Origin of the sequence: Bacillus sp. Je.9.29.b, assembly GCF_051129925.1 — a bacterium.
Classification (GTDB): Bacteria; Bacillota; Bacilli; order Bacillales; family Bacillaceae; genus Bacillus; species Bacillus safensis.
Genome location: NZ_JBCPSO010000008.1, coordinates 157103 through 177782, shown reverse-complemented (window position 1 = coordinate 177782; position 20680 = coordinate 157103). Strand labels below are relative to the sequence as shown.

Below are 20680 nucleotides of genomic sequence, written 5' to 3'. Positions count from 1 at the left end.
TAAAACTGGAGAGGTTATGTTATAAAAAGAGGCAGCTACATAAATGGAAATTATCTTCTAGCAACGAATATATCGTTATTTTTGTAACGATTACCACTATTATAGGAACGAGGGAAATAAAGAAAATGAAAAGAACACTTTCTAAATGAAGGTGTTTTTTATTGTGTTTACAACAAAAATAAAATATAATGTTGTTGTGTATTATGTTGCAAATGCAATAAAAGGAGTCGTGATAAATGAGAGAGATTTTACGAGAGATTGGCGTCATTGCTCGGGCGCTTGATTCTATAAGTAATATTGAATTTAGAGAGTACGATTTAACGAAGGGGCAGTATTTGTATCTTGTGCGTATTTGTGAGGAGCCTGGTATCATTCAGGAAAAGCTGGCGGAAATGATTAAAGTGGATCGAACTACGGCGGCTCGGGCTATCAAAAAATTAGAACTGAATGGGTTTATTGAGAAGAAAGATGATCCTGTGAATAAAAAAATCAAAAAGCTGTTTCCAACTGAAAAAGGGGAAACGGTCTACCCAATGATCAAACGAGAACATGATTATTCGAATCAAGTAGCGCTTGATGGGTTTTCTGATGAGGAAGCAGAACAGATATGTGAGTATCTTCTAAGGGTGAGAAAAAATATCGAAAAAGATTGGGATTATGTGAAAAAAGGAAATAAGAGACGCTACTAAATGATAAGGAGTGATGACTTCAATGACGGTCACTTTTATTCCATGTAATGAACAGCATATAGAAGAGCTGCAAAAAGTCGGAATCGACACGTTTAAAGAGACCTTTCGGGATCAAAACAAAGCTGAACATATCGATGCTTACGTAAAGACAGCCTTTCATCCCAACCAGCTGTTAAAAGAATTACATCATCCATCTTCACAGTTCTATTTTGTTCAAGTGAATGGGGAAGTAGCTGGTTATTTGAAGATCAATATGGATGATGCCCAATCAGAAGAGATGGGGAGTGACGCGTTAGAGATTGAAAGAATTTATATCAAGCAGTCCTTTCAAAAGCAAGGTTTAGGCCGATATTTAATTGATCAAGCCATTGAAATTGCGAAAAATCATCATAAACAGGATGTTTGGCTTGGGGTGTGGGAGCATAATAGAGCGGCCATCGCTTTCTATCAAAAGCTTGGGTTTGTTCAAACAGGGGTGCACGCCTTTCACATGGGGGACGAAGAGCAAATGGATTTCATTATGACCAAAACATTGAGTTGATCAAAAAGGGGGAAGGGTACATGCATGTTCCATCATTTTTTCGAGTGAAAGATATGGAGAAAATCAAATCATTTATTCAATCTCATTCATTTGCTACAGTTGTGACGACAATGAATGAAAAGCCCATTGCGACACATATTCCAGTGAGTTTTCATCAAGTTGGAGATTCGTATGTGATCTCGGGGCATATGGCGATTGGGAATCCTCAGTGGAAAACGTTTGAAGAGAGCGAGAAGGTGCTCGTGATTTTTCAGGGGCCGCATGCTTACATATCCTCTTCATGGTATGAAAAGGAATCCGTTCCGACATGGAATTACCAAGCTGTCCATGTATATGGAAAGGCTGTGTTGCTAGAAAAAGCAGAACTGGTCAAGGAATTAACAACGATGCTGGAAACATACGAAAGCCACAGAGAACAGCCAATTTTGTGGGATACGTTGTCTGAGGAACTGTTAGAGAAGCAAATGAAAGGTATTGTTGGATTTAAGATCATCATTGATGAAGTTCAGGCTGCTTTTAAATTAAGCCAAAATCGCCATGAAAGGGATTATGCCCGCATCATTGAAAAGCTCGAAGCAGAGGGTGAAGTGGAAATGGCTGAGGCGATGAAAGAAAGATTATAGGAAGTATGAGAAAAGCACTCTTATGATCAAGAGTGTTTTTTTGTTTTCAGAGATATGAGATATCTTGGCTTATAATGTCACATTTTCTTTAAAATTACATAAAAAATCCACTATTTCCATAAAAGATCAGATCAATTCCTTATAATAAAGGTATCTGAGAATGGGGAGTGAGTCGAGATGGACCAAAACTTGCTGCAAATGAATCAAGTAAGATCAGAGGACGAATTAGCGATTGTGAATATTTCTTCTACAGAGATTGGTGCGCTATCAAAAGAAACAGCGGAGCGGATTTTACAAGTGAAGGATACGGATTATATTCATCAACTGATGTATGTTCCGATTGAAAAGAAAGAAGATTTGAATTGGTTGATTCAAAGTGTCAGAGAGGCGTTAGACGATGAGGATGAAGATGACGCTGCACTTGAATTCGCTGATTTGCTCTATTTCTTTGTCATTCCGTTATATGAGGAGTATATCATGAGAGATCATCATTTGTATGAGTGTTTAGAGGATTTGCTGGTGCGATTAGCATCAAGGGCTCACTCAGATATTCACGCACTGGTCAATGTTATGAGAGACGATTTAACCGAGATGAACATTAAAAAAAGCTTGTAGAGTGATTCTCTACAAGCTTTTTATTTATAAGAAAACCCATCAAGCAGTTATTGGGCTCTTTCCCAAGTGATTTTTGTTTCATTTGTTGTTTTCTTTCCCTTTGCCAGTACCTTGCCGTTTTCTTGTTTCACGGTGATGTTTAGGTCATAAAAGGAATAGAGGGCGCCGAGGCTGTCATTTTCCGGTTTATGAAGATTGTTTTCTTTTTCAGTTGATGCTCCAATGGCCAGCGTTTTTGCAAAGTTTAAACCGATGACTTCAGCGTAATCACTATTGGTATCAGAGGAAGCCGTTACGTTTAAAGAAATGCTTTTTTTCTTTTGATCAACGGTGATGTCAGTATCTTTGATGAGTTTAGACTGTTCCATCACTTCTTTTGTTTCCTTTTGAATGCGCTCATTAATCGTTGGAAGAGCTTTAGTTTCTGTTTTTTGTTCTTTTGTCGTATTCGAGCAAGCTGCTAGAATGTAGAGACTTGCAACTAGACTCATGAAAACAAGTAGACTTTTTTTCACGTTCGTTCTCCTTTTTTCGTCGAATGTTGTATGTTTATGTTACCACGAATCGTTGTTTTGATTAAAAGAGAAGTGTTGATAAGCTGTGAACAATAAAAAGCACCCAATGGAGGGTGCTTTTTTCTTATTGTGCTGAAAGGCTTGTACTTAATGGGATAGAAGAAATGACGGTGAATTTAGGAGCTGCGGCACCGGATTCTAAATTTTTACGTAAAAGTGACGATTTGATTGACCCGTCCCAATTTTTATAGACACTTCCTGATGTATTTGCGCGAAGCTGTACATTCGAAAAGCTTGCTTGTGAATAGCTGTTTGTTCCATTATCCTGTACGCCATGTACCATTTTGACAACATCAAGGTTTTTCAGACGGCTAGGGTTGTAAACAGGCTGCTTATAGCGCAGTTTCCCATTGACATATAGTGACACCGTGCCATCACCATTGTTGATGAGCTTTAAGTTGACACGTGCGCCATCTTTAATACTTGAATCGTATTCACTGTTCCAGTATTGACTGCCGCCTTGTGAGCCGCTGCCCAGAAAAACCTTATAGCCGGAAGGCGTTTTTGAAATACCGCTCTCTACAACAGCAGAGCCGAGACCGAGATACCAGTCTGCATAGCCATTTTTAATGGTGGCAGTTTTGGGCAGGACAATATCAGCAGAGATACCTGACCACTTGGCTTCATCTGTTTGCGTCACAATGGCGCCGTGACGAGGACTAGCCGCTGAAGCAGGAAGACTTGAAAACATCAAAACGAAGGCCAAACTTACAATCAAAACGGTGAACCACTTTTTCATGAAAATTCCCCCTTAAATTTGATTCTCTTTTATTATATAAAATGAAAGAGGGGGGCTCCTTACAATGTTCTGGCTGATTTTGGCGGTATTTATGAACTTAATCGGTCATAAAGTGGTCAACTTGTATTTGAATTGTAATGTGTCTGTAAAATAACTGGGTTCATCTTCATGTATAATGAGTGCAGAAACCAAAAACGGAGGATTTTTTAATGAATAAAAAGCTTATCACGACAATCGTAACAGTAGCTAGTTTATTTTTAGCATTTAGTTTCTCACATGGAGCAAGTGCAAAAAAAGTAAGCGGCAATATTACTTGGTATAATGGTGTCGGCAAAAAAGGCGCAGATGGAAAAAAACTCGGTCATTGGGATGCAGCAACTAAAATGGGCTTTGACGTACCGAAAAAAGGTACAAAACTAAGAGTGACAACAAAAGCGAAACCACATAAAGTGATTACAGTATATAAATATGATGTAGGCAGAATGCCAAATGCTGTACTAGACGTAAGTCCAAAAGCATTCAAAGCACTTGGGTATAAAACAAGTAAAGGTGTCGTAAAAGGGCATTACACTTATTAATACATAGGCATGCAAAGAAGCGGGAAAAGTTCATTTTCTGGCTTCTTTTCTTGTAGAGAGGGTCTGAAAGGCAATGAAAAAATCAACATGGTGGATCATCACAGTCATTGGCGTCGCAGTGATTGCGGCAGTTATTTTCTTCATGATGAAGCCTGGGCAAGAGGCGAAACATACAGGAAAAGTCAAAACAAATCAAGATGCAAAAGACGAATTGCTCGTTTCATTTACAGATCAAAAGTTAAACAATACTTATTACTTGCATGATCGGGCGCTTCATACGGAGAAACTGACAGCATATCCTTCGATTGCTTATGATTCTACGAAACAAGTTTTATATTACACGTATACGGATGAAGACACGCAAAAGGTGAGTATTCGGGAATTAAATGTGAAATCTGACGAAGAAAAAACACTGTTTACGAGTGATGATTCTATCGACAGTATGAGGCTGTCTGGTGACGGAAAGAAGTTATTTCTAAGGTATAACAAGGATTCTGGAGAGCAATTTTATGTCGCATCTTTTGATTTGAAAACACACAAAATGAAGGAGCTGTATCCGGAAAAAAGCAAGGATGATACAGTGAGTTCTTTTGCATATGATCCGACTTCAAATGATTTGGCGATCCAGCATTATTCTTTAAAAGAAGATTATCAAAAAACCGATGAAGCAAATGAAAAGGGCAGAGATCCTGAACCAACAACCATGAAGATTACCCTTCAAACAGGTGAGAAGGGGAAACGCATTGCACGCATCTCACAAACGATCAATGATATTTCATTTTCTCCAGATCATAAGAAATTGATTTATACAGAAGTAAAGGTTCGTAAAGAAAAAGAAATATCCTCGATTAAGATGCTTGATGTAGAAACAGGAAAAACGGCGACACTCGTTAAAAATAGCCAGGATGTTCATATTTTAAGTGCTGCACAGCCGCAATTTTCTACGGACGGGTCGTCTGTTTATTTCTTAGGTGTTGCAAAAAACGCAGAAGAATTAAAGGATGACACTGGACGAAAGGCGAAGGTAAGAACGATTTTTGAATACAATATGAAGAAGAAAACGGTGGAAGCCGCTTGGGAGAAGGATGGCGGAATCGTTAACAATTTCACTGTCAATCGATAAAGGAAACGTTCAGTTATTTATTTAACTGGACGTTTTTTTATTTTGTCTCTTGAAATGCTGGAGAAATGGTGGGTTTATAGATGGAAAATCAATTTTTAAGCAGTGATACGAGGGCTATTTTCATATTTTGCTTATGTGACAGAGAGAAAGGAAAAGAGTAATATGAGTGAACATAAAAAAACGAGAGGACTGATGACATCTCGTTTTCTCTGTTTTATTTGTTTTCATCTAATAAGTTTTGAAAGATAAACAGGGCGTTAATGGAGTGAGGGAAGCCAGCAACCTTTGTACAGTGTTTAATAATCTCCATAATCTCTATAACAGAAAGTCCGGTATGTAATGCTTGTTCAAAATGAGTCTTTAAGTCTTCATCACAATTGCCTTTTGTGATGAGGGAAGATAATGTGCTGATGGCCTTTTGTTTTTCATCTAATATGAAGTGATTGAATTCTTTTTGTTCACTGAGTTCAATGGTTAGTTGTTCAATGTTTGACCGAATGCTCTCGTTCTCATGAATTGAAAGCTTCTCTCTGTTACCTGCCGCTGTTTCTTGTTTGACCTGGCAAGTCTCTTTTTCTTCATTCAAATTGAACTCCTCCGTTTTTTATCGCAATTTTCCATTTGTTCGTTCATTATGGCTTATGTGCCTCTTGATAGATGTAATGGGTATATAGTAGTATTATCGGTTTGCTGCGTCAACTTTTTAAGTATGGAACGCTCTTCAAAGGAATGATTCATGCGATTTATTTTTCCATTTTGAAATGGATCATAAAAGGGCTAATGAATAGATGTCCGTTAGCCCCTTTGTAATCAGCAGTTTCATAAGTTCTACGCATTTGGCGGAAGAGTGGTTTCATTTTTACTGAATGATATCCATCGGCCTCATCATGTCATAATCTTCATGCTCTAAAATATGACAATGCCACACATACCGGCCGCTGTATGGAACAAAACGAGCAACGATCCGAATGACTTCACCTGCATGCGCCTGAATGGTGTCCTTGTAGCCTTGTTCATGTAAAGGAGGCGCTTCGTTTGGTCCTGTATACACGATTTCTCCTGTCGATTGATAGACTTCTGTATCAAATGGCCTTCTGTCTAAAACCCTAAATTGAACAAGGTGCAAATGAATAGGGTGTGTCCCCCTGGTTGGATTGACGATAGACCAAATCTCTAGACTGCCAAGACGAGGATTTTCAGTGACAGGGTCATTCCAAAATTGGTTATCGAGCAATAGGATAGGGCGGCCATATTTATCCTGTGTGCCGGTAAGTGTGAGCGTACGCTCTCTATCAGCTCGACTTGGCCGAAGCGATGGCAGCGGTTTGAAAATCGGACGTAATGTTTTAGGTACTCTCCCTTTTAGTGGACGTGTGACCTTGAATTGCATAATGTTCGCATCTGTATCAGGATTCACATCCTGTCCGCAGCCGGCTGTATTTTTGAGAGTGATCGTTTTGTTTTCATAAGCTGAAAAGTCGATGATGACATCGAAACGTTCAGCAGGTGCGATGCTAAAGGATTGATGGCGAACGGGTCTTGGCAAAAAGCCACCATCGGAACCAATTTGCAAGATTGTAGCGTCGTTATCTAGATGCAGCTCGTAAGTTCTAGTATTGGACGCATTTAAAATACGAAAACGGTATTTTCGCGGCTCTACTTCTAAATATGGCCATACTTTTCCATTGACTAAGATCGTTTCTCCACAAAAAAAGGGCACGATGGATGGGTCTGGTATGTCACTGTCCTCTGGCGTATCGTTTGGTCTGCTAGGATAAAACAGTGAGCCATCCTCCTGAAACGTCCGGTCCATAATCATTAAAGGAATGTCATAGTCATCTTTCGGCAGCTCTAAGGACTTTTCAAATGCATCTGAGATCAAATAAAACCCAGCTAAACCGGCGTACACATTTAGTCGTGTCAATGCCATCGCATGATCGTGATACCATAATGTGCAGGCTTGCTGATGATTTGGGTAGACGTAAGTCTCTCTTTCAAAAAAAGGGCCGGTTGCTTCAAAGTCCCGTGAAAACCAGGCCTCTGGGTAGCCGTCACTGCTTGCTGGTGTGACACCGCCATGCAGATGAACGACTGTTTTCACCTCTGGTTCATCGTGATGACCGGAGTGGATGGTGTGATCGACAGGCAGAAAATGTTTCGATGGCAATTTGTTCATCCATTTCACTTTGACCTTTTCATTTCGATTGGCTTTAATGGTTGGACCAGGCAAGCTGCCATTATAGGTCCATAGCTTGGTTGGGGGCAGGTCTCTATGAACTTTTAAGAATACCTCCTCCATAGCAATCTCATAATACGTTTGTCTTGGGTTCTTTTTGACGGGCTCCGCGACTTCTGGAATTGGAAGCTCGTCAACAAATTTTTCTAGGTTCATGTTGACTAATCCTCACTTAAATTCAATTTGATACAGTATAAGTGCGGACATCCAAATAGGTGAATAAAATAAAAAAACCCGCTTTTCAGCGGGAGAATTACGGGTGTTTATTTTCAAGCGCCGCATTTGCAGGCACTTTTTTATTCGGTTTAAAGATAAAATAAGCAGCCAGTACGCCAAAGGTAATGATACTCGTCAAAATGAGCTGTGGCCGCATGGATTCGATAAACAGCATCGATGCCAAGATGGCGCAAATGACCAAAATGGTAAAATACGTGAGGTATGGGAACAGCCACATTTTGATTTTGAGCTGTTCTGGATTTTCTTTTTCGATTTTGCGTCGCATTCTTAATTGAGAAACGGCAATGACCAAGTAAACAAGAAGAGCAATGGCGCCAGATGCATTGACTAAGAACAAAAAGATGGTTTCAGGATAAAAGTAGTTCATCATGACTGCAATGTAGGAAAAGAAGGTACCTGCGACTGTAGCCGCTACAGGAACACCACGTTTGCTGATTTTCATAAAACGTTTCGGCGCTTCGCCTCTTTCTGCTAATGAATAAAGCATTCTGGACGTTGTGTACAAACCGGAGTTTAAACAAGATAGAACAGCTGTTAAGACAATGACGTTCATGACTTGAGCGGCTGATGGAACACCAATGTATTCTAATACCGCAACGAACGGGCTTGTTAAAATACTTGCGGAATTCCAAGGAAGCAAGGTGACAACGACAGCAATTGATCCGACATAGAATACGATAATACGCCATACAACAGAGCGGGTGGCTGTCGTCACAGATTTGACTGGGTCTGCTGATTCACCGGCCGCTATGGCCACAATCTCCGTTCCCATGAAGGAAAAGATGACGACGACGATTCCGAGTAACACAGAGCTGAATCCATTTGGAAGAAAACCGCCGTTCCCTGTTAGATTGGCAAGACCTGAAGTATGATGACCGCCAAAACCAAAGATAAATGCAAAACCAATGAGTAGAAAGAGAATGATGCTGACGACTTTAATTAGTGAAAACCAATATTCAAATTCGCCAAAAGATTTAACAGAAAAGATATTTGTTAATGTTAAGAGGATTGTGAGGATAAGACTTGTGAGCCAAACAGGTGCATCTCCATACCAATATTGAATAATGGCAGCACCGGCAATGGCTTCGATGGCGATGACGATCACCCAGAAGAACCAGTAAAGCCAACCGATTGTAAACCCGGCCCATGGACCGATGGCATCGCTCGCATATTGTGAGAAAGAACCGCTTGTCGGATAGGCACATGCCATTTCTCCAAGCATTCTCATAATAAAGATCACCAGAAGTCCGGCAAAAGAATAGGAAAGAATGGATCCAGGCCCTGCAGAATGAATGACAGCGCCACTACCAACAAATAGCCCTGCCCCAATGACCCCAGCAATGGAGATCATCGAAATATGTCTTGTTTTAAGGTTTTTTTGAAGACCGTTTGTCATGTTGGACATTTCTTTACCTCCAAACATTTCTCATGAATAGAGAATTTGTTTTTAGAATATTTTAAATTTTATCATACTGAATTGTCATTCAGCATTGGACAGGTTATCAAACTGACATTTCAAACCTCTTAACATGGTGTTAAAAAGTAGAAAGTATTTGAGAGATTATGTTCCCTCTTTTCCCTCTGTTTATTTTTAAAATAGCATAAAAAAGGAAGGAGGGAAGTTGTGTCTCAAAATAAAATTATTCTGATAATTTACCAGAGAAGAGTGATTTGACGATATGTCCATTTCGAAGAGAATTGGAAAAAGGTTGATAGGAGTAGGTCTTGAGGTCATTTGACCTTGTAAAAATAAGTTTACTTAGGTCAACACATTTCTATTTATCCTATTTTGCTGACATAAGCGAATCATGTTGCTGTAGACCCACACGGGCTTTGCTTTGTAAGATAAATAATAGAAAAGTGATGTGTGAGGAGGCGCGGTTCAACATGGAGCGCTATAACGAATTAAGACAAGGTGAAACAGGTGCTTGGGTCAGCATCATTGCCTATGTGATCTTATCTGCGGTCAAACTCATTATTGGGTATGTGTTTCATTCAGAGGCCCTTTCGGCAGATGGATTGAATAACACGACGGATATTATTGCATCCCTTGCTGTGTTGATTGGGCTGCGTATTTCTCAAAAGCCGCCTGATGAAGATCATCCGTATGGTCATTTTAGAGCGGAAAATATTGCGTCTCTTGTGGCTTCCTTTATCATGATGCTTGTTGGACTCCAGGTTTTGCTGAGTGCAGGCCAGTCGCTCTTCTCATCTGAGCATCAAACGCCGGATATGATCGCGGCTTGGACGGCAGCAGGAAGTGCTGTTGTGATGTACGGTGTGTATATTTATAACCGCAATCTGTCCAAACGAATTAATAGCCAGGCTCTTCATGCGGCAGCTGCTGATAATAAATCAGATGCGTATGTAAGTATTGGCACATTTGTAGGAATCATTTCCTCTCAGTTTCAGCTGGCATGGATTGATACGCTAGCAGCGTTTGTCATTGGCTTAATTATTTGTAAAACTGCGTGGGAGATTTTCAGAGATGCCTCTCATTCGTTAACAGACGGTTTTCATATAAAAGATATGTCTAAATATAAAGAGACCATTGAAGCTACACCAGGAGTGGGCGATTTAAAGGATATAAAAGCGCGTTATCTTGGAAGTACAGTCCATGTGGATGTAGTGGTTGAGGTCGAGCCTAACTTGAACATAGCAGAAAGCCATGATATTGCAGATGAAATTGAACGGAGAATGAAACAGGAGCATGATATTTTACACTCTCATGTTCATATGGAGCCAGCAAGTAAGCCAAGAGAAGAGAAGAAGTCTTTCCCATCGTGAGAAGGCTTCTTTTTTATACGTGCTGATGTTATATGCAAATGCGCGTTGTATGGTAAAGTTAGACTATATGAAATTTGACAGAAACGTGATAGGAGGATCAGGATGGCATTTGATGAACCGATGCATTCAGATTTACAAAAAATCGTAGATAACATCAATAAAGTCATGGTTGGGAAAAAAGACATTGCGATATTAAGCCTTGTTGCGATTTTGGCGAAGGGGCATGTGCTGCTAGAGGATGTGCCTGGTGTAGGGAAGACGATGATGGTTCGTGCTTTGGCAAAATCCATTGGCTGTGAGTTTAAGAGAATCCAATTCACTCCTGACCTTTTGCCTTCAGATGTAACAGGCGTGTCGATTTACAATAAAAAGACGAATGAATTTGAATTTAGGCAAGGACCGATCATGGGCCAGATTATTTTAGCTGATGAGATCAACCGGACCTCTCCTAAAACTCAATCAGCATTGCTTGAAGCGATGGAGGAAGGCAGTGTCACAGTGGACGGAGAAACGATGCCGCTTGCGGATCCTTTTTTCGTCATGGCGACACAAAACCCAGTGGAATATGAAGGGACGTATCCGCTGCCAGAAGCGCAAATGGACCGGTTTTTATTCAAACTGCAGATGGGATATCCGACCATGCTCGAGGAGCTGGAGGTGCTCAACTTGCAGGAGAAGCAATCCCCGATTGATACGCTCCAAGCTGTCATGACAAAGGAACATATTCATGCGTTGCAGCAGGCTGTTCAGACCATTCATGTGGATGCATCCATTAAAGAATATATTGTTGAAATTGCTCAAGCGACGCGTAAACACCCATCTGTTTATCTAGGTGTAAGTCCAAGGGGATCGATCGCCCTGATGAAAGCGGCACAGGCGTATGCACTTTTGAATCAGCGCGATTATGTGATTCCTGATGATGTACAGTATTTGGCGACTTATACATTACCGCATCGTATGATTTTGACATCAGAAGCGACATATGAAGGGAAGAAGGCGGAGACACTGCTGCGGCAAATGCTTGAGCAAATTGGCGTCCCAGTTCAAAAGTCGATGACTCAATGAAGTCACGTCATCGTGTAGCAATTTCATTATGGTTAAGGGTGATGATGCTCATCATTCTCACTGCGGCAGCCTTTTGTTATGCCATGTTTCAGGGAGGGTTTGTGAGCTGGTTCCTTTTTTATGCATTTTTACCATATGCTTTGTATGCATTGTTGTTTGCGCTCGTTCCACTGCGCGTGACAGCCAAGAGGACATTACAGCAAACCCGCTTGAAGGCGGGGGATGTGCTGTCCGTTGACCTTGAAATCAAGCGGACCCATCCATTTCCGTACGTTTACGTCATGATAGAGGATGCTCCGCCAGAGACCTTTCACTTACAGGAACAGATTGAAATGAAGCAAATGCTTTTTCCTTGGTTTCGGAAAACATGGCAATTATCCTATCAATTGAATGATGTCATGCGGGGAGAGCATCATTTGACAGCCGTTAGAATCAAAACGGGGGATATGTTTGGATTTGTTGAAAAGGAAATCATCATTCCGTTAGAGAAAAAGCTGCTTGTCTACCCAAAAGTGCTGGATATCCCTGTAGAGCCTGCTGAGTCAGTGAGTGAAAATGGAGGCAAAGCGGTTCACTCGTGGTTCAATGAACCGGCCCATGTAACAACAGGCGTACGGGAATATCAGCAAGGCGACCGTTTTGCTTGGGTGGACTGGAAGACGACGGCCAGAAGAGGCCAATTGATGACAAAGGAATTTGAACAGAATCAATCAAAGGACCTTGTCGTGTTTGCTGATTTTACCGATCAAGCTGTTTTTGAAACAGTCGTCTCTATTACAGCATCTGTTCTTCAAACGGCTGTGAAAAAAGGAGTGCCTTCAGGTCTTGTCCCTCTAGGAGATCAGCAAGCCTTTCGAGTCGATCAAGGGGAACTTCATTTACAGGACATACTTTATTATTTAACAAGGGTGCAGCATCAGTCTTCCCGGGCACTAGAATATAAATCGTTAGCAGCGAGTGAGTACCAGCATTCAGGAAAATATGTCGTCACGGGTCAGCTGCAGGAGGAGCTTGTGGCAGGTCTCTTTGGAAATCGAAACAGAAAGAACATCACCGTGCTTTTAGTGAAGAAAGCCGTTGACCATTTGACGACAAAAGAAAAACAGCTTGTAGACCGGCTCAAGGCTTCTGGAATACGCATCACCCTTTTATTTGAAGACCGGCTGCACGAAAGAACTGTGAGGTGACAAACATTTATGCTGCATACGCATCTGCGGCAAAGCCGTTTTGAATTGTTCATCTATTATGCTGTAGCTTTTCTGCTGCTATGGGAGTGGCTTCGTCCACTTCAGGATTTTACAGAGACGAGCCATACGTCTTATTTCATCATTTTTATCGGGCTTACGTGTTTGTTTACGTTCTTTCGTCTGAAGTGGTATGTGACGTTTCCTATTTGTGCTGGACTGATTTTGCTCGCCTTATATTTGATCTTTTATCAATCAGCGCCAGGTTATCCGGCTGCTTTGTTTGCTGATATCAAGGATAATATCACGTTAATGAGCATGGGCATGTGGAGTGACATGTATCCGTCTTTCCGCACATTGTTGTTTTATATTTTGCTGTGGCTGCTTGTCTACTTGCTTCATTATTGGGTGGTCTATCAGCAGCGTATCTTTTTCTTTTTACTGATGACGATTGTGTATGTCACGATTCTTGATACGTTTACGCCATATGATGCGACCTTTGCGATCGTTCGTATTATGGTATTTGGCTTTTGTTTGCTTGGATTGCTGTATTTCGATCGACTGCGTTCAGCTGAGGGCGTTCGGGTGTCACAGAAAGCGCGTCTAAAGTGGTTTTTGCCCATGCTGGCGCTTGTCCTCCTATCAGCGACACTCGGCGCTTCTTTGCCGAAGTCAGATCCAAAATGGCCCGATCCTGTCCCGTTTTTTAAGGCGGTCACGAATCAAGATGGGGCAGCTGGGCAGAATAAAGTAGGATATAGTGCAGATGATTCGGCGCTTGGCGGACCGTTTAGTGAGGACCGCACACCTGTCTTTAAATGGAGCGGAAAGGAGCCGTCTTACTTTCGTGTAGAGACAAAAAGTATTTACACAGGAAAGGGCTGGGAGGATGCTTCAAATGATACGAAGCCTACTCGGCTAAAGGACGACACTGTGCCGAATCGGTGGTTTACTGAGCGAGTGAAAACAGAGGAGCATGAAACAAGAATTGATATAGAATCGGATTATCGATTTAATCATGCTGTGTATCCTATTGGAACGATCATGCTGACGCCAATGGAAAACATTCCGCTGCAAATCATGGGCAAAACGGAGAAAATTGTCCCGTCTATGCAAAACCCACCCAAAAATTTAGGGAACTATCAAGTCAGCTTTTTATCTCCTACATTTATCCTGGAGGATTTGCAAAGGATTAAAGTACCGACAAAGAAGCAGGTGAATCAGCAGGTTGGCCGTGAATACTTGCAGCTTCCATCGTCACTTCCAGAGCGTGTGAAAACTTTGGCAAACAGCTTAACGGAAACGAAGGACAATATGTATGATAAAGCGAAAGCAATCGAAGATTATTTAGGATCTGCGAAGTTTTCATATGAAACGCAGAATGTCGCTGTGCCTGGTCGTAATGAAGATTATGTGGATCAATTTTTATTTGATACGATGATTGGCTACTGTGATAACTTTTCAACCTCTATGATTGTGATGCTTCGTTCGATCGGAATTCCGGCGAGATGGGTGAAAGGGTATACGTCTGGTCAGTTATATGAAACACAGATGGATGGAAACAATGTGTATGAAGTGACCAATAACAATGCGCATTCATGGGTAGAGGTTTATTTTCCAAACAGAGGCTGGGTCACCTTTGAACCGACAAAAGGATTTACAAACCCAGAGACATTTACGAATGAAGCTGTTTCAAGCGATCAAACGGATGATCAAAAGGAAGAAGAAGATCAGTCTAGTTCTGATGCAAGTGAAGAAAAGCAGCAAGACCAGCCGCAGCAGCAGGAGAGAGAGCAGCCGGCACAACCAAAGGAACAAACAGCGCAGGCAAAGCCAAATATGGTGCATGTTGGTTGGGTTATAGGTTATGCGGCAGGAGCTATTGTCCTGCTTGGATTCATCAGCTGGATGCTTTATCGATTCAGAACAAGATGGCTGCCATTCTTTATTGTAAAAAAGGTGAAACGTCTGCCAGAGGATGAAGCATTCTTCTATGCATATGCGGCTCTATTAAAGCAGCTAGGGCGCAGAGGGATCGAGAAAAAGCCAGGTATGACGCTAAGAGAATTCGCTTCGTTGATTGATGAGAAGGATGGAGATCATCATATGTCAGAGCTGACACAGCTTTATGAACGTGCGCTCTACCGGCGAGAGGATGCGGCGGCGCTTTGGCAGCAATCGGCAAAGTTATGGGAAAATTTAATAAACAGGAGATAGTCTTGACCGCGTACCTTCCTGTTGTTAGAATAGGTGAATATTAAAACCTTCTAAAATACATGAAATTGAAGCGTTCGGATGTGAGTCTGGGCGCTTCAAAAGCGTGATTCACACTGAGAGCAGGTTTTCTCCTCTCATTTTTTCTGTGCGTTTATAAAAAACTATATTGGACATAGAGGTGACACCATGACAAATTTAGTAAATGAAATGATTTTGGTTCTCGATTTCGGCAGTCAGTACAATCAGCTGATCACACGCCGTATTCGTGAATTTGGTGTGTACAGTGAGCTTCATCCGCACACTTTAACTGCTGAAGAAATTAAAGAAATGACACCTAAAGGAATCATCCTTTCTGGTGGACCAAACAGTGTTTATGATGAAGGATCTTTCCGCTGTGATGAAAAGATCTTTGATCTAGACATTCCGGTTCTAGGCATTTGCTACGGCATGCAGCTCATGACTCACTATTTAGGCGGGAAAGTAGAAGCGGCCAGCCAGCGTGAATATGGAAAAGCAGATATCCATATTAACGGAACACCTGCTTTATTCAAAGACCTTCCAACTGATCAAGTCGTTTGGATGAGCCATGGTGACCTCGTTGTGGAAGTACCAGAAGGCTTTACAGTCGATGCAACAAGTGCACATTGTCCAAACTCAGCCATGAGCTTAGCTGAGAAAAATTTCTATGGTGTTCAGTTCCACCCAGAGGTTCGTCACTCTGAGTACGGAAATGACCTATTGAAAAACTTTGTCTTCGGCGTGTGTGATTGTGATGGCAAATGGTCAATGGAGAACTTCATTGAAATCGAAATGCAGAAAATCCGTGAAACAGTAGGCGACAAGCAAGTATTGTGCGCACTAAGCGGCGGTGTGGATTCATCTGTTGTGGCGGTATTGATCCACAAAGCCATCGGCGATCAGCTGACATGTATTTTCGTTGACCATGGTCTTCTTCGCAAAGGTGAAGCAGAAGGGGTTATGAAAACATTTAGCGAAGGTTTCAACATGAACGTGATTAAAGTAGATGCGAAAGATCGTTTCTTAAACAAGCTAAAAGGTGTGTCTGATCCTGAGCAAAAACGTAAAATCATCGGTAATGAATTCATCTATGTATTCGATGACGAAGCGGACAAGCTAAAAGGAATCGACTACTTAGCACAAGGAACACTTTACACAGACATCATTGAGAGCGGAACAGCAACGGCACAAACAATCAAATCTCACCACAACGTAGGCGGTCTTCCAGAAGACATGCAGTTCGAATTGATTGAGCCACTCAATACGCTATTCAAGGATGAAGTCCGTGCCCTAGGTTCAGAGCTTGGCATTCCTGATGACATTGTCTGGAGACAGCCATTCCCAGGTCCAGGACTAGGTATCCGTGTACTAGGTGAAATTTCTGAAGAAAAACTAGAAATCGTCCGTGAATCGGATGCAATTCTACGCGAAGAAATTGCCAACTTCGGCCTTGAGCGCGACATCTGGCAATACTTCACGGTTCTCCCAGACATCCGCAGCGTAGGTGTTATGGGTGACGCAAGAACATACGACTACACAATCGGTATCCGTGCTGTTACATCTATTGATGGTATGACGAGTGACTGGGCAAGAATCCCTTGGGATGTACTTGAGAAGATCTCGACTCGTATCGTGAATGAAGTGAAGCATATTAACCGCGTGGTGTATGATATTACGAGTAAGCCGCCTGCTACGATAGAGTGGGAATAATTGTAAAAGAGCTAAAAACCTTTGTGTATCAAGGGTTTCTAGCTCTTTTTTATTTTTAACTGCACTTTTTCCTTCCGTCATCATGTGTTCATTCATCATTCCATCCCTTACACACATCAATCCATTGTGAATAACCGGAGTATTTTTCTAATTGTTTTATTGTGAGTTCAATAGCACTGTTACTGCTCCCGCAGGCTGGATAGACTGTCTCAAAACGTTTGAGTGAAATATCTAAATAAACGGAAACGCCATTCTTTATAGCAAAAGGACATACTCCGCCAATTTCATGACCGACCAAGTCAACAACCTCATGAGGAGAAAGCATTTTAGCTTTTGTTTTAAAATATTCCTTGAATTTTTTGTTATCAACTTTTGCATCGCCAGAGGTCACAACTAAAATAGCTTGTCCATTTACTAGAAAGGAGAGTGTTTTTGCGATTCTTTCAGGTTCGCAGCCCAATGCAGAAGCAGCCAATTCTACGGTTGCACTAGATACTGAAAATTCTTGAATTCGAGTATCCATATCAAATCGTTTAAAATAATCTTTTACTTGTTTGATTGACATGATGATTTCTCCTTTTTATTTGTATTGATTTGAATTTTTCTCGTTTTTAAAATTGTACTTTTAAAGTACAGTCTCTCCAGGTATTAATACAATAGAGTCATTATGATCATTATCTATTATTTAATCGATATTGATGTGGTGTTAGGTGATAATTTTTCTTAAATAAACGAATGAAATGCTCTACATTTTGATAACCAACGGCTGCCGCAATATGATCTACTTGTGAATTGCTGCCAGTGAGCATTTCGCAGGCTTTTTCCAATCTTATTTCTTGTCGAATCTCACTAAATGATTTGCCAAGCTTACGAGCTATATATTTTGACAGATAAGATTGTGAAAGGTTAAATTCCACTGCCATCTCCTGGATGGTGATATGCTCACAACATTGCTGAATATACTGGAGCATTTCAATAATACGTATATCACGATATTGTTTGACCTGATTTACGTTCATATGACTTGGTTTGAATCTTAATAAGAGACATAATAATATCTCAAACAAATTATTCATAATCAACTGGTAACTAGGGAACCGATTATAATTTTCTGTAAATAGTTGAAGAGAGCAGTCTAGCAAATGTTTATCCAAGTGACTATGGAAAATAAGAATATTTTTATTTTCTTTTATATACAATGCATTCAAAAAGAACTCTGAAATGACATTGTTTCCTTTTAACATTTTAAAAAACACTTTTTGAAAAGTACTCTTACGGATCATGATTTGCATGGCGATTGTATTCTCCAATACAATTGGCTTGTGTATGGTGTCAGGTGGAATAAAGGCAATATCTCCTGATTTTAAAGTCATTTTTTTGTCTTCCACTTCTACATACATCTCATTTTCCAGAACATAGATCATTTCAAAGAAATCATGGATTGCCGGCAATTGAGGCATAAAACGGCTATACTTTCTCACTTCGATATCTTTCTCCTGACCTAACCACATGGTATCCTCTTTTTCAAATTCGTTCTGCCCTTTTTGCAAAAATTCTTCTATATATATTTGCTTATGCATTAAATTGTGTTTATCATAATCCTTCAAAAATAATTGCAATGATTGATTGTCATGCTTTTTCTGTTGGTATTGTTGATAAAAGATTTCTTGCTCGTTATATTCTCTTAAATATTGCATCACTTCATGTTTTTCAAGTTTATCTTTTTCCATCTACATCCAAACCTCTAGTTTATTTACTGCAACCACCAGGGCCTTCACTGTTGCTTCTATAATATCTTTATCAATTCCAGCACCCCAATGCATTTTTCCTTGATATGAAATGCCAATCTGTGCACAGGCTTGTGCTTGGGAATCTTTGCCCAAAGAATTCTGTTCATAGACTTCCAAAACATATTCGAGATGAAAATATGCTTTTAACGCATTACTGATTGCATCTAAACTTCCAGTGCCAGTTCCTTGTATTTCAATTTGTTGATCATCTCTCAGCAAAGTTAAGGTAACTTCCTGCTTTTCTCCTTTATGAAATTGATAATCAAGCAGCTGGAAATGAGGGTGATAATCAACATACTGTTCTTTAAAAACATGATATATTTCTTCGACACACAATTCCTTACTTGCCTGATCAGATACTTTCTTCGCTTCATATCCCATGGCTTCATTCATTTGATAAGGAAGTTGAATGCCATAATTTGTTTCGAGTATATAGCCTATGCCGCCTTTTCCAGACTGGCTATTGATTCGAATCACATCCGTTTGATAATTCCTCCCCAAGTCAACTGGATCTACTGGGATATACGGAACGTCCCATTTATCAACATGATTTTCCTTTCTATATTTCAAACCCTTAGATATCGCATCTTGATGTGAACCAGAGAATGCGGTGAAAACCATCTCCCCAGAATAGGGCTGCCTCTCGGGAACAGTGATTTTTGTTAGTTTTTCATATTTTTTACGAATCGCTTCTAGGTTATTGAAATTCAATTTTGGATCATAACCTTGTGAATACATATTCATCGCCAAGGTAATTAAGTCTACATTCCCTGTACGTTCACCGATACCAAATAATGTACCTTCGACTCTTTCTGCGCCAGCTAGAACACCAAATTCTGCATCACTCACCCCAGAGCCACGGTCATTATGAGGATGAACAGATAATGTCACACTGTCTCGGTAAGACAGATTTTTGTGTATATACTCAATCTGACTTGCAAAGATATGAGGCATTGAATATTCAACTGTTGTCGGAATATTGATGATTGCTTTATGAGTTGGTGTCGGTTTCCAAATATCTAAAACACTATTACAAATATCTAACGCATAATCAACTTCTGTTCCTGGAAAGCTTTCTGGACTATATTGAAAATAAATATCACTATTTGTTTTTTCGGCAAGTTCTTTTACTAAAATAGCTCCATCAATGGCAATTTGTTTAATTTCATCTTTTGTTTTCTTAAATACCTGTCTGCGCTGCGCTTCTGAAGTCGAATTATATAAATGAACAATCGCTTTCTGTACCCCCTTAATGGCTTCGAAGGTTCGGCGGATAATATGCTCTCTCGCTTGTGTGATCACCATAATCGTGACATCGTCTGGAATCAAATTTTGATCAATCAGTGTCCGTAATAGCCTAAACTCCGTATCAGAAGCAGCTGGAAATGCGATTTCAATTTCTTTAAAACCTATCTCTACTAGTAACTGAAACATTTCCAATTTTTCTTCTAAGTTCATTGGAATAGGTAATGCTTGATTTCCATCCCGCAAGTCCACACTGCACCATATCGGAGCACTTTCTAATGTTTCTTTCTTCACCCAATCATACGTAAGGTTCGGTGGCAAAAAGTATTTCTTTTCGTATTTTTTGTGGTTAAACATCATCGATTCCTCCTAGAAAATAGAATATAAAAAAAGCCTATCATCTCCAATATTTACCTTGGAGACGAAAGACTTCTGCTTACGCGGTACCACCCCTGTTTCATGATAACCGTACATTATCATGCCCTTATTCGGATACAGATTGTTTCATCTGATATCCTTCCCATATAACGGTGGGGGGCCGTCCTTAACTACATCAATACTTTTCATTTCACTAAGGATACTCTAAGGTGAGTTCCCTGCCTTTTTGTTATTGCTTCTCATCAACCAGCAACTTTCTGAAAACATTTTGGCAAGTACTATTCCTTATCATCGCATTCTAATTTTTCTGATTTTTTCTATTATACCAAG

The 20680-nt window shown here is 40.4% G+C and carries 18 protein-coding genes, 1 pseudogene and 1 other annotated feature; of the genes and pseudogenes, 11 read left to right on the top strand and 8 right to left on the bottom strand.

All coding sequences use genetic code 11. From position 1 onward, the window contains the following. Window positions 1–236: 236 nt before the first annotated feature. The 4 genes from AAZR19_RS16800 to AAZR19_RS16785 all read left to right on the top strand — a co-directional run bounded on the left by AAZR19_RS16800 (window position 237) and on the right by AAZR19_RS16785 (window position 2468). Window positions 237–689, top strand: coding sequence for a MarR family winged helix-turn-helix transcriptional regulator (locus tag AAZR19_RS16800; protein ID WP_163115535.1), 453 nt, complete (start codon window positions 237–239; stop codon window positions 687–689). 22 nt (window positions 690–711) lie between these two features. After that, a complete protein-coding gene (locus AAZR19_RS16795; RefSeq protein WP_163115534.1) occupies window positions 712–1230 on the top strand; it encodes a GNAT family N-acetyltransferase in 519 nt (172 codons plus the stop codon). 20 nt (window positions 1231–1250) lie between these two features. Continuing rightward, entirely contained in the window at window positions 1251–1853 is a 603-nt protein-coding gene (locus AAZR19_RS16790; RefSeq protein ID WP_218677368.1) for an FMN-binding negative transcriptional regulator, read from the top strand. A gap of 177 nt (window positions 1854–2030) precedes the next feature. Beyond that, window positions 2031–2468, top strand: a complete 438-nt coding sequence (locus tag AAZR19_RS16785; protein ID WP_218677367.1) for a hypothetical protein — start codon at window positions 2031–2033, stop codon at window positions 2466–2468. Window positions 2469–2515: 47 nt separating this feature from the next. Here AAZR19_RS16785 and AAZR19_RS16780 read toward each other — a convergent pair whose 3' ends face one another. Continuing rightward, a complete protein-coding gene (locus AAZR19_RS16780) occupies window positions 2516–2983 on the bottom strand; it encodes a hypothetical protein (protein WP_076841146.1) in 468 nt (155 codons plus the stop codon). Between the two features lie 124 nt (window positions 2984–3107). Beyond that, complete coding sequence (locus tag AAZR19_RS16775; RefSeq protein ID WP_423059712.1) at window positions 3108–3782, bottom strand: hypothetical protein; 675 nt, start codon at window positions 3780–3782, stop codon at window positions 3108–3110. A 209-nt stretch (window positions 3783–3991) separates the two neighbouring features. Between AAZR19_RS16775 and AAZR19_RS16770 the strand changes: the two genes are divergently transcribed. Both AAZR19_RS16770 and AAZR19_RS16765 read left to right on the top strand, forming a co-directional pair. After that, window positions 3992–4360 (top strand): RlpA-like double-psi beta-barrel domain-containing protein, encoded by a 369-nt coding sequence (locus AAZR19_RS16770; RefSeq protein WP_024424478.1) that lies wholly within the window; start codon window positions 3992–3994, stop codon window positions 4358–4360. A gap of 73 nt (window positions 4361–4433) precedes the next feature. Then, the gene (locus tag AAZR19_RS16765) at window positions 4434–5483 is read left to right on the top strand and encodes a hypothetical protein (protein WP_076841145.1); all 1050 of its coding nucleotides are present in this window, start codon (window positions 4434–4436) and stop codon (window positions 5481–5483) included. A 214-nt stretch (window positions 5484–5697) separates the two neighbouring features. Here AAZR19_RS16765 and AAZR19_RS16760 read toward each other — a convergent pair whose 3' ends face one another. From AAZR19_RS16760 to gabP, 3 genes and pseudogenes are all read right to left on the bottom strand, one after another. Next, window positions 5698–6069, bottom strand: coding sequence for a carboxymuconolactone decarboxylase family protein (locus tag AAZR19_RS16760; protein WP_041108735.1), 372 nt, complete (start codon window positions 6067–6069; stop codon window positions 5698–5700). Window positions 6070–6342: 273 nt separating this feature from the next. Further along, window positions 6343–7875: a multicopper oxidase family protein gene (locus tag AAZR19_RS16755; RefSeq protein WP_202739357.1), complete on the bottom strand. Its 1533-nt coding sequence runs from the start codon at window positions 7873–7875 to the stop codon at window positions 6343–6345. A gap of 89 nt (window positions 7876–7964) precedes the next feature. Continuing rightward, window positions 7965–9361: pseudogene (gene gabP, locus AAZR19_RS16750) on the bottom strand (GABA permease); the annotation flags it as partial. 482 nt (window positions 9362–9843) lie between these two features. Here gabP and AAZR19_RS16745 point away from each other — a divergent pair. From AAZR19_RS16745 to guaA, 5 genes are all read left to right on the top strand, one after another. After that, window positions 9844–10743, top strand: coding sequence for a cation diffusion facilitator family transporter (locus AAZR19_RS16745; RefSeq protein WP_434703791.1), 900 nt, complete (start codon window positions 9844–9846; stop codon window positions 10741–10743). 102 nt (window positions 10744–10845) lie between these two features. Further along, window positions 10846–11808 (top strand): AAA family ATPase, encoded by a 963-nt coding sequence (locus AAZR19_RS16740; RefSeq protein WP_024424484.1) that lies wholly within the window; start codon window positions 10846–10848, stop codon window positions 11806–11808. After that, window positions 11805–12995, top strand: coding sequence for a DUF58 domain-containing protein (locus AAZR19_RS16735; protein ID WP_326349902.1), 1191 nt, complete (start codon window positions 11805–11807; stop codon window positions 12993–12995). The genes AAZR19_RS16740 and AAZR19_RS16735 overlap by 4 nt, the downstream gene beginning before the upstream one ends. A gap of 9 nt (window positions 12996–13004) precedes the next feature. After that, window positions 13005–15209, top strand: coding sequence for a transglutaminase TgpA family protein (locus AAZR19_RS16730; protein ID WP_434703788.1), 2205 nt, complete (start codon window positions 13005–13007; stop codon window positions 15207–15209). A 186-nt stretch (window positions 15210–15395) separates the two neighbouring features. Beyond that, a complete protein-coding gene (gene guaA, locus AAZR19_RS16725) occupies window positions 15396–16937 on the top strand; it encodes a glutamine-hydrolyzing GMP synthase (RefSeq protein WP_326349904.1) in 1542 nt (513 codons plus the stop codon). A gap of 88 nt (window positions 16938–17025) precedes the next feature. Here the strand turns inward: guaA and AAZR19_RS16720 are convergent, their stop codons facing one another. From AAZR19_RS16720 to AAZR19_RS16710, 3 genes are all read right to left on the bottom strand, one after another. Next, a complete protein-coding gene (locus tag AAZR19_RS16720) occupies window positions 17026–17502 on the bottom strand; it encodes a YbaK/EbsC family protein (protein ID WP_326349905.1) in 477 nt (158 codons plus the stop codon). A 109-nt stretch (window positions 17503–17611) separates the two neighbouring features. Then, window positions 17612–18667: a helix-turn-helix domain-containing protein gene (locus AAZR19_RS16715; RefSeq protein WP_434703786.1), complete on the bottom strand. Its 1056-nt coding sequence runs from the start codon at window positions 18665–18667 to the stop codon at window positions 17612–17614. Next, window positions 18668–20329 (bottom strand): 2-isopropylmalate synthase, encoded by a 1662-nt coding sequence (locus tag AAZR19_RS16710; RefSeq protein WP_434703784.1) that lies wholly within the window; start codon window positions 20327–20329, stop codon window positions 18668–18670. Window positions 20330–20386: 57 nt separating this feature from the next. Next, window positions 20387–20651: a binding site (T-box leader), on the bottom strand. Between the last annotated feature and the right edge of the window lie 29 nt (window positions 20652–20680).